The following is a 13,415-nucleotide window of genomic DNA, read 5'->3' as shown; positions in this document are numbered from 1 at the left end:
TAGCATATTTTTTAGAAATGCGCATTTGCTCTCGTAAAATTGCTATAACTAGCAACTTATACGAGTACTAAACATACATTTTTAACATACTCATTAAAAATTATCGCTCTTCAATTGGAACATATTTTTGCATGCCTGGTCCAACATACTCTGCGCGTGGACGGATTAAACGGTTGTTTGCATATTGCTCTAAAATATGTGCAACCCAACCAGATGTACGTGACACCGCAAAGATTGGTGTGAATAAGTCATGCTCAATACCTAGTGAATCGTATACAGATGCAGAGAAGAAGTCAACGTTTGCTGGTAATTTCTTTTGTTCTACAATCATATCGTGAATTTTAACAGACATATCATATAATTCTGGTTTACCAGTTAACTTTGTTAGCTTTTCAGACATTACACGTAAATGTGGTGCACGTGGGTCGCCTTTGCGATAAACGCGGTGACCGAAGCCCATGATTTTTTCTTTGTTATCTAATTTATTTTGTACCCATGACTCAACATTTTCAAGTGAGCCAATTTCAGATAACATTTTCATTACTTGCTCGTTTGCTCCACCGTGTAAAGGACCTTTTAATGCGCCAATTGCAGCTGTTACACCTGAGTATACATCAGAAAGTGTTGCTACACATACGCGTGCAGTAAATGTAGATGCATTTAATTCATGGTCAGCATGTAATACTAACGCTTTATCAAATGCTTCAATTTCGATTTCTGCTGGCTCTTCACCTTTTAACATGTATAGGAAGTTAGCTGCATAGCTAAGACCCGCTTTAGGTGCCACTGGCTCTAAGCCTTTACGAATACGAGAGAATGCAGTTACTACAGTTGCAATTTTCGCTTGTAAACGGATTGCTTTACGGTAGTTCGCTTCTGGATCCATTACATCTGCTTCTTCATCAAACACACCTAATAGTGATACAGCTGTGCGTAATGCTGCCATTGGATGAACTGTGTCTAGTGGGTATGATTTAAACTGATCAAGAATAGCTTGTGGTACAGCCATATTATCAGCTAGTTGTTGTTTTAATTCAGCAAGCTCGTCCGCTTTTGGTAAACGAGTATGCCATAATAAGTAAATTACTTCTTCAAAGCTAGCATTGTCTGCTAAATCGTCAATATTGTAACCTACGTATGTAAGTGTATCATCAATAATTGAACTAATTTTAGACTCCGCTGCTACGATACCTTCTAAACCACGTGTTGCTGTCATAATTAATCGCTCCCTCATTTTTTTGTTGACTGTGTTAGTGTTTAAATGCACTAACTTCATTATGAATTGAACCTATAAGTAAATCGCTTACATGAATCATTATAATCAATTTTGACGGCTTTGTGAATGAAAAGAAACTATTTTAAGAAAAAAACGCTTTAGGGATGAAAAACAATCATTAAAAGAGAAAAAAACGCACTAACATTTTAAAAGTCCATTAGGCGTAAGGAGTGAAAGGCTTGTATAATACTCAATTTAAATTTTTCACATCTGAAAATCTTATAAAATATGCTGTTGCATTGGGCTATATTGTGATTTTATTTCTTTTACTACCCATTTCATTGGCACTACTTTGTGCCTATATCCTCTACCCAATTGTACATTTTTTTTATAAAAAAATCCGACTTCCAATTATTATCAGCATCCTCTTAACAACTGTTTTATGTTTCACTATTATCTATCAGGTTGCCGCAATCCTTTTTCAAAGCTTATTAACACTTATACCTTATTTTAAAATGCATTTAGATACTTTTTCAGAGCAATATGCTGATTTATTATTCTTCCCGCTACTATTGGAAAAATCGTTCTCTTTCATCGATTCGATTATGATGACGCTCGTTAGTATTGCCCAGCATACTTTTGGCTATATATTTGAATTTTTTATTTTTCTTATTGTTTTTTATTTTTCCTTATTTGAGTCTAGGAAAAATCGCTTATGGTTTTTTATTTATGTACCGAAAAAATATCGCACTGAATGGCAGCATTACTTCAAGCGTGCACTACATATTTTTTCATATTTTTTATTCGTATCGCTTCAATTATTTATAATGACTTTCGTGCTATTAAGTATTGGGTTTTATTTATTAGGCTTTGAAAATCCGATTAGTAAAGCCTTATTAATCTCCATCGCTGATGCATTACCCTTTTTTGGAATCGGCCTTTTTCTTATTCCATTAACCATTTACTTTTTTATTATTGGCCAAAATTGGCTAGCTATTGCCTTAATTGCACTCTATCTTTTTATCCAATTATCGAGGCAGCTTGTGGAATCTATCGTTTGGGCATCAACATTCCAATTACGTATGGTTCATTCCTTCTTGATTAGCGCTGCCTCAATACTATTATTCGGTGTATATGGTATTTTGTTAAGCCCATTTTTCTTGCTAATTGCAGTGAAAATTAGTGAAAAGCCTATTTTTGCTCGATAATAATTTGACCGTTTTTCATTCTTTTTCTAATCCAGCTAAAAATAAGCGGTTTAAATACATTTCGTGTAAATGGCGTAAGTAATAACAATCCGATTAAATCCGTTAAGAAGCCCGGTAATAGTAATAATACACCACCAATAAATAATGCAAACGCATCTATCATCGCGATACCAGGTGGCTTTCCTTGAGCGATGCTCTGCTGAATCGATTGGAACGAATTAAGGCCTTTATTTTTCAAAATAAAAGCACCAGCTACACTTGTTATGATAACTAATAATAACGTCGTAAAGACACCTAGATATTTACCAATAACAATAAATGTCGCAATTTCCGCGAAGCTTAGTGCAATGAACATAAGCAATATTTTTTGCATATGAGCACCTCCTATTTACTTATGTAATACGAACTTCTAGTGAAAAAGTTTCATTTGTTAGCTATTCTGAAACTTTCTTGCATTTAGTTTTTTTCGTGTTAATTGAAGATTTCGCTCGTACAAGCCCTCTGAATCAAAAAAGCTGCTGGAAAGTCAGCTATAAATCTGATTTTCCGAGCAGCCTGATTAGTAAAAGCTAACAATCAACGGGGATGAAGAAAGCCCCATTGATCGAAGTTTCACTTTATAAAACGCTTGCGTGTCCTTTATAAATAACGCCTGTTTCTGCGTCCATTGTAATTTCCTGACCTTGACGAATCAACCCAAGTGCGTCTTTTACTCCTACAATAACAGGAATACCAAGGCTTAAGCCCACAACGGCTGCATGGCTTGTTAAGCCGCCTTCTTCTGTAATAATACCAGCACATTTCTCAATAACTGGCATCATCTCTCGATCAGTACCAATTGTTACTAAGATTGCATCTTCTGCATCATATGCTAATGCTTCAGCTGCATTATTCGCAACTAATGCCTTGCCTACTACAGAAGCTTTTCCGACACCTTGACCACGTGCAAGTAAATCACCGATAACATGTACTTTCATTAAATTTGTCGTACCAGCTTCACCAACTGGTACACCTGCTGTAATGACAACTACATCTCCATGATCCACAAAACCGTGCTTCAACGATTCGTCAACAGATAGTTCTAAAATTTCGTCTGTTGTTTTCACGCGCTGACACAAGATTGGGTTTACACCCCATACTAATGTTAAAAGCTGCGCTGAGTTTTTAGAGCCAGTAACAGCAACAATCGGCACACCTGGGCGATATTTGGCAATCATTTTCGCTGTATTACCACTTTCCGTTGGTGCTAAGACTGCTTTAACACCTAAATTAATTGATGTATAGGCTACTGCTTGTGAGATTGCCTCTGTCATATTTGCTTCTTTTTCACGACTACGCATTGTAACAATTGAACGATAATCTAACGATTGCTCTGTACGCTCTGCGATTTTATTCATCGTTTGAACTGATTCTAGTGGATAAAGCCCTGCAGCTGTTTCACCAGATAACATAATAGCATCTGTACCGTCAATAATTGCGTTGGCAACGTCACTAGCTTCAGCACGAGTTGGACGTGGATTACGCTGCATTGAATCTAACATTTGCGTTGCAGTAATAACAGGCTTAGCCGCTTGATTACATTTTAAAATAAGTGATTTTTGCACTAACGGTACTTCCTCAGCAGGAATTTCTACACCTAAATCCCCACGCGCTACCATCAAGCCGTCTGACACTTGAATAATTTCATCAATATTATCCACGCCTTCTTGGTTTTCAATTTTAGGGATAATTTGAATGTGACCACCGTTATTTTGCTCTAAAAGCTCACGAATTTCCAATACGTCGCTTGCTGTACGTACAAAGGATGCCGCAATAAAATCAATGCCTTGCTCAATACCAAATAAAATATCTTGCGCATCTTTATCCGTAATACCTGGCAATTTAATTGATACACCTGGAACATTAACGCCCTTTTTATTTTTTAATACGCCTGCGTTTTCCACAATTGTATGAATTAAACCTTTTTCAACATCTTTAGCTAGTACGCGTAGCTCAATTAATCCGTCGTCTAATAAAATCATATCGTTTTGGTCTACATCATTGATTAACTCTGAATATGTAACAGAAAAGCTAGTTGCAGTTCCAACAACTTCCGTCATTGAAATATCAATTACTTGACCTGTTACTAAGTGCAGCTCACCATTTTCCATCGTATGTGTACGAATTTCTGGACCTTTTGTGTCTAATAAAATCCCTACAGGTTTACCAACCTTTTCAGCTGCATCACGAATTGCTGCAATGCGTACTGCATGCTCCTCATGCGTGCCATGTGAGAAATTTAAACGCGCAACGTTCATGCCAGCCTCAATTAGTTTTTCCAACATTTCTGGAGATTCACTTGCCGGTCCAATTGTACATACTATTTTTGTTTTTCTCATAAGTTCATTCTCTCCAATTGTTTAAAATTAAATCGATAATTCCTTCGATAACGTGTATAGACTCACATCTGCTTTATGTTTATTTTCATATGCAGCTTTTAAATCATAGTCCACTATTGTGTGATTTTGAATGCCTACAGCGCGACCACCTTTTCCTTCAAGTAGCAGCTCTACTGCTTTCGCCCCAAGCCTTCCAGCTAAAACACGATCACGAGCTGATGGTGCACCACCTCTTTGCATATGACCTAACACAGATACACGAATTTGCACACCCGTCCGCTCTTCTAAAATTTTTCCAAGTTTATGTCCAGGCATGACACCTTCTGCAACAATGATAATACTATGACGTTTGCCACGAGCAGCACTTCGCTCTAGGCGCGCGAGAACATCTTCAATATCAAACTCCTCTTCAGGAATAAGCACGGATTCTGCACCTGCAGCTAATCCTGTCCAGAGCGCTATATCGCCCGCATCACGTCCCATTACTTCGACTATAAATGTATTTTCATGACTTGTCGCTGTATCACGAATTTTATCGATTGCCTCAACCGCTGTATTAAGCGCTGTATCAAAGCCAATTGTGTATTCTGTCCCTGGAATATCATTATCAATCGTTCCTGGAATACCTACACAAGGGAAGCCCTTTTCTGTTAAATTCATAGCTCCTCGATAGGAACCATCACCACCGATTACGACTAAACCTTCAATACCTTCATTACGCAGACGTTCAATTGCTTTATTTTGAATTTCTTCCTCTTTAAACTCAGGGAAACGTGCAGAATATAGCATTGTGCCTCCACGTTGAATAATGCCGCCTACTGAGCCTAAATCAAGCGGCTCGAAGTTACCATTATAAAGCCCTTCATAGCCATAGTAAACACCTACTACATCTATGTCGTGATAATGCGCTTTACGAACAACAGCACGAATCGCAGCATTCATTCCTGGCGCATCTCCTCCACTCGTTAAAACAGCTATTTTTTTCATAAAAATCCCTCCTCTAATCCATTACGCCTCCGCTAACTCAAGTCCAGATTTTTTAAGCTGATTTAATTGGGAAGGAAAATATACTTCGCGTAGACTTCCTCTTGAAAATCTGTAACACTAGCCAGAGACTTTATCTTGATTCAACAGCAAAAAAGATTTGTACCTGCCTCATTGCTTTTGATAAAAATCCGCTGACCCAAGATAATGCTACTACCACATTATCATGAATATACTTTTTATGTAAGCACCCAACACTATTCAAACAGCTATTTTACAAAAAAATAATAATTGGGGAGGGGCTTAGAAAACAGACGCACAGCCCTATCTTTTAGCTAGCCATATGCATTTTCTTTCCATCTAAAATAGATTGAATCACTATAAAAGCTTAGAACACTAATTTTAATGCTTATTGCCCTAATTTAAAAGAGCTGAGATTTTTTTAGAGGAATATCCAACAGCCCTGTTCATTTAAAATAGCCGTTCAGAATATATTATTTCTGAACAGCCTGCGTTTTAAACATCATTCGTATTATAACCTAATAATCCATCCGAATTTATCTTCCACTGTGCCATTCTGAATACCTGTAAGTGTATCATAAAGCATTTGTGTTACTTCACCAATTTGCCCATCATTGACAGTGAGCTGCATATCTTGCCACTTTAATTGCCCAATCGGCGAAATAACTGCTGCTGTACCTGTACCGAAAGCTTCTTCTAAAGTACCATCTTCAAATGCTTGTACTATTTCATCAATTGTAATACGACGTTCTTCTACATCCATATTTTTAGACTTCAATAGGTGTAACATAGAGTCACGTGTAATACCTGATAAAATGCTACCGTTTAAAGCTGGTGTAATGACTTTACCGTTAATTTTGAAGAAAATATTCATGCTCCCTACTTCTTCAATATAGCGATTTTCTTTACCATCTAACCATAAGATTTGTGAATAGCCTTCTTTACTTGCAAGCTCTTGCGCCTTTAAACCACTCGCATAGTTACCACCTGTTTTCGCTTCACCTGTTCCACCTGCTACTGCACGAACATATTGCTTTTCAACTAAAATTTTTACTGGGTTAATACCTTCACTGTAATAAGCACCTACAGGAGACATAATAATAATAAAATGATAGTTTTTAGCTGGTGCAACACCTAAAAATGGCTCCGTTGCAAAAATATAAGGTCTAATATAAAGCGATGTTCCAGATTCACCTGGAACCCATTCACGATCAATGGCAATAAGCTGCTTTAATGCTTCCAGTGCAAATTGTTCATCGATAGCTGGAATACACAAACGTTCATTAGAGGCATTCAAACGTTGGAAATTACGTTCAGGTCTGAATAATTGAATATCCCCACTAGCCGTTTTGTAAGCCTTCATTCCTTCAAAAACAGATTGCCCATAATGCAAAATCATAGCTGATGGGTCTAGTGAAATCGGCTGGTACGGAATAATGCGTGCATTATGCCATCCCTGCCCTGCTGTGTAATCCATCATAAACATATGGTCTGTAAAATATTTACCGAAGCCTAGCTGCCCAGCATCAGGCTTCTGTTTCGGCGTTGTAGTAAGTTGTGTTGTAATTGTGTTTGTTGATGACATATCGCTATCTCCTGTTCCATAAAATCGGTTACGCCTCAGCTAGTTTTAACCTAGATTTTTCGAGTGATTTAGAGGAAGTTAACCTTTAATCGTCACTTCCAACGATAACGGTTAACTAACCTTCTTTTCAAAATCTGCTAGAGGCTTTATTTTGCTTCAACGCGCTGAATCAAAATAAATATATGTCTATCCTAACACGCTTTTACAACATTGTGTGCAATAAATTCTGATTATTTCATTAATTTTCAATAAATTGACCAATCGCTTTGAACTTTTCATAGCGATCTTGGACAAGTTCTTCTTCGTTTAATACAGATAAATCCTCAAGCGTGGCTGTTAAATGTTCCTTCATTACTTTTGCTTGCTTATCGATATCTCGGTGTGCACCGCCTGCCACTTCAGGAATAATAGTATCAATGATTTTCATATCCATTAAGTCTGGTGCTGTAATTTTCATCGCTTCTGCCGCTTGCTTCGCTAGGCTTGCATCTTTCCATAAAATAGATGCCGCTCCCTCTGGCGAAATAACTGAGTACGTAGAGTTTTCAAGCATTAAAATGCGATTTGCAACACCAAGTGCTAACGCACCACCGCTTCCACCTTCACCAATAACAATACTAATAACCGGTACTTTTAAGCCAGCCATTTCAATTAAGTTACGAGCAATCGCTTCACTTTGGCCGCGCTCCTCAGCAGCCTTCCCTGGGTAAGCCCCCTTTGTATCAATAAAGCATACAATTGGACGATTGAATTTTTCTGCCTGCTTCATTAAACGTAGCGCTTTTCGATAGCCTTCCGGATGCGGCATACCAAAATTACGACGAATATTTTCCTTTGTCGTTTTTCCACGTTGATGCCCAATAATTGTAATCGGCTGTCCATTAAACGATGCAATACCACCAACGATTGCCGCATCATCTCCGAAAAGACGGTCACCATGTAATTCAATAAAATCTTCAAAAATAGCATCGATATAAGCTAATGTTGTTGGACGCTCTGGATGACGTGCTACTTGCACACGATCCCACGGTGCCATATTGGAATATATAGATTTTTCTAATTGCTCAAGGCGTGCCTCAAGCTTTTCTATTTCACCGCTCATATCAACTTCTGCATCCTGTGCAATATGTTTTAATTCATCAATTTTTTCTCGTAATTTAATTACTGGCTCTTCAAATGGCATAATTTTAGACATGTGTTGCTTCCCCCTTGCGATGTAACTTCACAATCGTTGCTACTTTATCACGCATTTCATGACGATGGAAAATAGCATCTAATTGTCCGTGCGCTAATAAAAACTCCGCTGTTTGGAAATCATCTGGCAATTTTTCACGAACAGTTTGCTCAATTACACGACGACCTGCAAAGCCGATTAACGCTTGTGGCTCAGCAATATTGAAATCCCCAACGGATGCAAAACTAGCAGATACGCCGCCTGTTGTTGGATGTGTCAAAATCGAAATATATAGTAAGCCCATTTCACTATGACGGCTTAATGCGACACTTGTTTTAGCCATTTGCATTAAAGACAATACACCTTCTTGCATACGCGCACCACCACTAGCAGTGAAAATGATAAATGGCACTCGTAGCTCTGTTGCCTTTTCAATTGCACGCGTAATTTTCTCACCAACTACAGAACCCATTGAGCCCATACGGAAATGAGAATCCATAATCGCAACAACAACCTTGTCGCCTTGCAGCGTACCTACACCTGTTAAAACCGCTTCATTTAAGCCTGTTTTCTTTTTATCCACTTCAATTTTTTCAACATATGCTGGGAAACCTAGCGGATTTGTTGTTTGTAAATGATCATCAAGCGATGTGAAGCTACCTTCGTCTAAAAATATTGCTACTCGCTCCTGCGCTGTAAGCTTTAAATGATGCTGGCAATTTGGACACACCTTTAAATTTTGCTCAACTGCTTTTGTTACATGAATTTTTCTACACTCCGGGCATTTCGTCATTAAATCTTCTGGAAAATCCTTTTCCTTCGTTGCGCTGAAATTACCTCTTTGTTTTTTTCTATTTACTGAAAATATATCTCTTATGGACACTTGACATCCTCCTTATAATTCATCTTGAATAATTTCTATCCATTCTTCGTATGCTTCAATGGCCTCTTTTATGTAGCCCATTTGCAATGATTTAATAAACATTTGGAGCGCCTTTTTTTCTTGCTCCGTGACAAAGCGCTTGAAAGTTTGTGTACTATAAGCTAACAGCTGCAACCATATTTTCAGTGACAAGCGATTATTTGAGGCAATAATACATTCCCGTAAAATATCTTCTCGTACAAGCTCCTGCTGAAGCTCCACTTTAATAAACAAACTTTCCCACACTGGTAAGCTACGTGAAGTCTCACTTCTACAAATAATACGAATTGCCTCACGCTCATGCATTTCACGTGTAGCATGGACATCTTCAATCGATTTTGTTTCCTGCAAAATAAAAGAAGAGAGTATTTCGATAAGTTGATGATGATGAATAGACGCTAAAAAGGTACCTCCACCATGCCGTGTTTCAATTAAACCGAGCAACTCCAAACTGCGTAGCGCTTCACGTACAGAAGAACGCCCAACGCCTAGTTGCTCTGATAAAACACGTTCTGAAGGTAATTTATCACCAGGTTCAATTTGCTGTTCATAGATCAACTCTCGAAGCTGCTTTACAATTTGCATAAACATTTTTTTATTTTCATTCATAAATGTCGATACTTCTCCTTCATATCGTCACTACTTGATTTTTATTATGTAAACATTTTCAGTTCAGCCATGCAAATTACAGGGGGAGCATGCAGCAGTCAATCTACATACTCCCTACGTTTTTTTACTTATAGGTGCGATTTTTAACAGCTTCACTGTTTATCACAAAAGTGGTCAGACCACTTTTGTACGTTATCAATATACATAACTTTCAATAAAAAGTAAAGAAAAAACTGTGCCAAGTACAAAAAATTGTACTTAGCACAGTTTTCATCTTTGCAATTATATTACTTGTACACGCATATGCTTTACTTTTATTTGAGGTTTACCAAATCTAAATTCAAGCACACCCTCTACGTAAGCGATATGATTTAGTTCAAGCTGCTGCTGAACCACGGCAAATTCTTTTGGAAACAATGTAGCAGAAATACTACCATACTCATCCTGTAGCTCAACAAATGCCATAAGCTCCCCTTTTTTTGTACGAATCTGTTTTATTTCCTCAATAACACCAAGTATTTTTACATACTGACCATCTCGTTGCTTCTGCAAATTATATGTTGTTGCATTCACCTGAATCGTCGTTCGCCATCTTGTTAACGGATGCTCTGACAAATATAGACCTAAAACTTCTTTTTCATATTGTAACTTTTGCTGTTGTGATAAAGGCTCAACTACCGCTAATTTCGGCTTACCAACGTTAAAGTCCATATGCTTTCGTGCCGCTTCAATAGAAGCAAGTAACACTGCCCTATCCAAATTAAAATCATCAAGAGCACCAGCCTTAATCAACGGCTCTATTGCTTTTTGCTGGAAAACAGAAGTTGAAAGAGAGCTTGCTAAATCGAATAAATCTTTAAATGGCGTTTCTCTTACTTTTCTTGCTTCCAGTAAGCTTTTTAAAAAGGGTTGTGAAACATTTTTAATTGCTGATAGACTGTAACGAATTTGACCATTTTCCACTTTGAAGTGGCGTCCGCTTTTTTGAATCGACGGTGGTAAAATGGTAATTCCTTTTGCTTTCGCCTCAATTAAAATTTGCACAAGCTTCTCTGTATTTCCTGTAGCATTTGTTAATAAAGCAGCATAAAAATTCACAGGGTAATGCGCCTTTAAATAAGCCATCTGATAAGAAATTAAACTGTAGGCGACGGCATGGCTTTTCGGGAAGCCGTAATCTGCAAAGCGCACGATTAATGCATATACCTCGTTTGCAGTTTGAGCCTCATAGCCTTTTTGCTGTGCACCGACAATAAAGCGATCGCGCCCGCGCTCTAATTCTTGGCGATTTTTTTTACTGATTGCGCGGCGCAAAATATCCGCCTCACCAATTGAGAAGCCTGCCATAACATTAGCAATTCGCATAATTTGTTCTTGATAAATAAGTACACCATACGTTTCCTGCAATATCGGTTCGAGCACTGGGTGTAACATCGACACTTGCTCCTGTCCATGCTTTCTACGCGCATAGGTAGCAATAAAATCCATTGGTCCTGGTCGATATAAAGCATTTACAGCAACGATATCTAAAAAATGTGATGGCTTTATTTCTCTTAATGCTTGACGCATACCTTCTGATTCCAATTGGAAAATACCCATTGTTTCTCCTGCTTGTAAAAGTGCAAAAGTTTGTTGATCTTGCAATGGTATTTCCTCAAACTTGATTTCCTGTCCATGCGTATATTGGACAGAACGTCGGATTTGCTCTAAAATTGTTAAATTACGCAGCCCTAAAAAATCCATTTTTAATAAACCACTTTGCTCTACTTCACGCATCGGCCATTGTGTTAAAAAAATCTGGTCATGTCCTTCCTCAATCGGTACAACCTCAACAAGTGGTACAGGGCTTAATACAACACCTGCAGCATGTGTTGAAGCATTTCGCGGTAAGCCTTCTAACTTTTGCGCGGTTGTAAACCAACGACCATGTTCAGGCTTTTCTTGTACCCAATTGCGCAAGATTTGTGATTCATTATAAGCATCTTGTAGCGTAATCCCTAGCTTATTTGGGATCATTTTCGAAATTTGCTCAAGCTCAGTCTGTTCAAATTCCAGCATTCTTGCGACATCACGTGCTACCGCTTTAGCGGATAAAGTACCAAATGTAATAATTTGTGCGACATGCTGCTGGCCATACTTGTTCGCTACATATTGAATAACTTCCTGCCTTTTCGTATCGACAAAATCGATATCAATATCAGGTAGCGTAACACGTTCGGGATTTAAAAAACGCTCGAATAATAAATCATATTGCAGCGGATCCACCTGTGTAATATGTAGCGCATAAGCAACAAGCGAGCTAGCTGAGGAGCCTCGTCCTGGACCTGTTAAAATTTGCTGCTCTCTTGCGAAACGCATAAAGTCTTCCACAATTAAAAAATAATCTGCATAGCCCATCGAACAAATTACACTTAATTCATGCTGCATACGCTGCTCATAGGTAGTAGGTATTTGCGCTCTTTTTAACCTTTGCTGCAAGCCAGCTAACACACGCTCATATAATAATTGCTCCGCTGTTTGCCCATTTGTAATTGGGAATTTTGGCATAAAAGTAGCATGCTGCTCTATTGTGACATGACAGCTCATTAACACTTGCTCTGTTTGCTTTAGCCATTCTGGATGATCATAAAAGAATTGCCGCCATTGTTCCTCGGTTAATACGTAGCGATGCTTTAATTTCAAATTAAAAGTTAAGCCAACTTTCACACCTGTATCAATAGCACGTGCTATTTCATAGGCAAAATGATCCTCTTTTGTCATAAATGTACTTTCATGAATTGCCATTATGGGGGTAGCGATTTGTGCGCTTAAAAGCTCAGCTTCTTGCTCATTATCAGCAGCCGTCTCTAATCTCTCAATACCAATAAAAAGCCGCTCAACAAACAACTGCTTCAGCTGCTCTGCAAATTGCCTATTGCTACTTTCTAACCATATCGCTTGCCCAGCTAGTGCTGGAATAACCGCAATGCAACCATCAGCATAGCCTGCTAACCAGCGAAACGGTAAAGTTTCATCTTTTCGAATAGCGACACTACTACTAATTTTTAATAAATGACGATAGCCAGCATTATTTTGTGCATATAAAATAAGTGGCAAATTTACATCCTCTGAAAATTGCACATTCACTGCTAGCCCTATGACTGGATGAATGCCAGCCTTCTTCATCTCGTGCCAAAAAGGCAGAAGACCATATAGCCTCGAGTTAACGATAGCACATGCCTCTGCCTTTTGTTGCTGTAAAAAAGGGATGAGCGCTTCAATCCTTATCGTGCTTTTTAATAAATCCGCGCTCGTTCTTATTTGTGGATAAACTACCAT

Annotated in this window: 10 protein-coding genes; 1 reads left to right on the top strand and 9 read right to left on the bottom strand. The window is 38.2% G+C overall.

Features of this window, described 5'->3' with window-relative positions:
• Positions 1-100: 100 nt before the first annotated feature.
• Positions 101-1,216: a citrate synthase gene (gene citZ, locus TY13_RS09220; protein WP_042474690.1), complete on the bottom strand. Its 1,116-nt coding sequence runs from the start codon at positions 1,214-1,216 to the stop codon at positions 101-103.
• Positions 1,217-1,455: 239 nt separating this feature from the next.
• Between citZ and TY13_RS09215 the strand changes: the two genes are divergently transcribed.
• Positions 1,456-2,424, top strand: coding sequence for an AI-2E family transporter (locus TY13_RS09215; RefSeq protein ID WP_042474688.1), 969 nt, complete (start codon positions 1,456-1,458; stop codon positions 2,422-2,424).
• On the opposite strand, the gene TY13_RS09210 is transcribed toward TY13_RS09215, so the two are convergent.
• The 8 genes from TY13_RS09210 to dnaE form a co-directional block, all read right to left on the bottom strand.
• The gene (locus TY13_RS09210) at positions 2,408-2,797 is read right to left on the bottom strand and encodes an FxsA family protein (RefSeq protein ID WP_042474685.1); all 390 of its coding nucleotides are present in this window, start codon (positions 2,795-2,797) and stop codon (positions 2,408-2,410) included. The genes TY13_RS09215 and TY13_RS09210 overlap by 17 nt on opposite strands.
• A gap of 244 nt (positions 2,798-3,041) precedes the next feature.
• Positions 3,042-4,802 carry a pyruvate kinase gene (gene pyk, locus TY13_RS09205; RefSeq protein ID WP_042474683.1) on the bottom strand — a complete coding sequence of 587 codons (1,761 nt, stop codon included), beginning with the start codon at positions 4,800-4,802 and terminating at the stop codon, positions 3,042-3,044.
• A 27-nt stretch (positions 4,803-4,829) separates the two neighbouring features.
• Positions 4,830-5,789: a 6-phosphofructokinase gene (pfkA, locus tag TY13_RS09200; RefSeq protein WP_042474680.1), complete on the bottom strand. Its 960-nt coding sequence runs from the start codon at positions 5,787-5,789 to the stop codon at positions 4,830-4,832.
• A 529-nt stretch (positions 5,790-6,318) separates the two neighbouring features.
• Positions 6,319-7,392: a branched-chain amino acid aminotransferase gene (locus TY13_RS09195; protein WP_042474677.1), complete on the bottom strand. Its 1,074-nt coding sequence runs from the start codon at positions 7,390-7,392 to the stop codon at positions 6,319-6,321.
• A 238-nt stretch (positions 7,393-7,630) separates the two neighbouring features.
• Positions 7,631-8,587, bottom strand: a complete 957-nt coding sequence (gene accA / locus TY13_RS09190) for an acetyl-CoA carboxylase carboxyl transferase subunit alpha (protein ID WP_042474674.1) — start codon at positions 8,585-8,587, stop codon at positions 7,631-7,633.
• On the bottom strand, positions 8,580-9,449 hold the full coding sequence (gene accD, locus TY13_RS09185) for an acetyl-CoA carboxylase, carboxyltransferase subunit beta (protein ID WP_042474671.1): 870 nt from the start codon (positions 9,447-9,449) through the stop codon (positions 8,580-8,582). The genes accA and accD overlap by 8 nt, the downstream gene beginning before the upstream one ends.
• A 12-nt stretch (positions 9,450-9,461) precedes the next feature.
• Positions 9,462-10,097 (bottom strand): FadR/GntR family transcriptional regulator, encoded by a 636-nt coding sequence (locus TY13_RS09180; protein WP_042474670.1) that lies wholly within the window; start codon positions 10,095-10,097, stop codon positions 9,462-9,464.
• Positions 10,098-10,379: 282 nt separating this feature from the next.
• On the bottom strand, positions 10,380-13,415 hold the full coding sequence (gene dnaE, locus TY13_RS09175) for a DNA polymerase III subunit alpha (protein WP_042474667.1): 3,036 nt from the start codon (positions 13,413-13,415) through the stop codon (positions 10,380-10,382).

Source organism: Bacillus ndiopicus, from assembly GCF_000612805.1.
In the GTDB taxonomy this organism is placed as follows: domain Bacteria; phylum Bacillota; class Bacilli; order Bacillales_A; family Planococcaceae; genus Metasolibacillus; species Metasolibacillus ndiopicus.
Note: the sequence above shows the minus strand (reverse complement) of the source record. Positions and strands in the feature narration are given on the sequence as shown.

Coding starts and splice junctions, on each gene's coding strand:
- pyk (WP_042474683.1), bottom strand. CDS start 4,802: ATGAGAAAAACAAAAATAGTATGTACAATTGGACCGGCAAGTGAATCT.
- dnaE (WP_042474667.1), bottom strand. CDS start 13,415: ATGGTAGTTTATCCACAAATAAGAACGAGCGCGGATTTATTAAAAAGC.
- accA (WP_042474674.1), bottom strand. CDS start 8,587: ATGTCTAAAATTATGCCATTTGAAGAGCCAGTAATTAAATTACGAGAA.
- TY13_RS09180 (WP_042474670.1), bottom strand. CDS start 10,097: ATGAATGAAAATAAAAAAATGTTTATGCAAATTGTAAAGCAGCTTCGA.
- citZ (WP_042474690.1), bottom strand. CDS start 1,216: ATGACAGCAACACGTGGTTTAGAAGGTATCGTAGCAGCGGAGTCTAAA.
- TY13_RS09195 (WP_042474677.1), bottom strand. CDS start 7,392: ATGTCATCAACAAACACAATTACAACACAACTTACTACAACGCCGAAA.
- pfkA (WP_042474680.1), bottom strand. CDS start 5,789: ATGAAAAAAATAGCTGTTTTAACGAGTGGAGGAGATGCGCCAGGAATG.
- TY13_RS09210 (WP_042474685.1), bottom strand. CDS start 2,797: ATGCAAAAAATATTGCTTATGTTCATTGCACTAAGCTTCGCGGAAATT.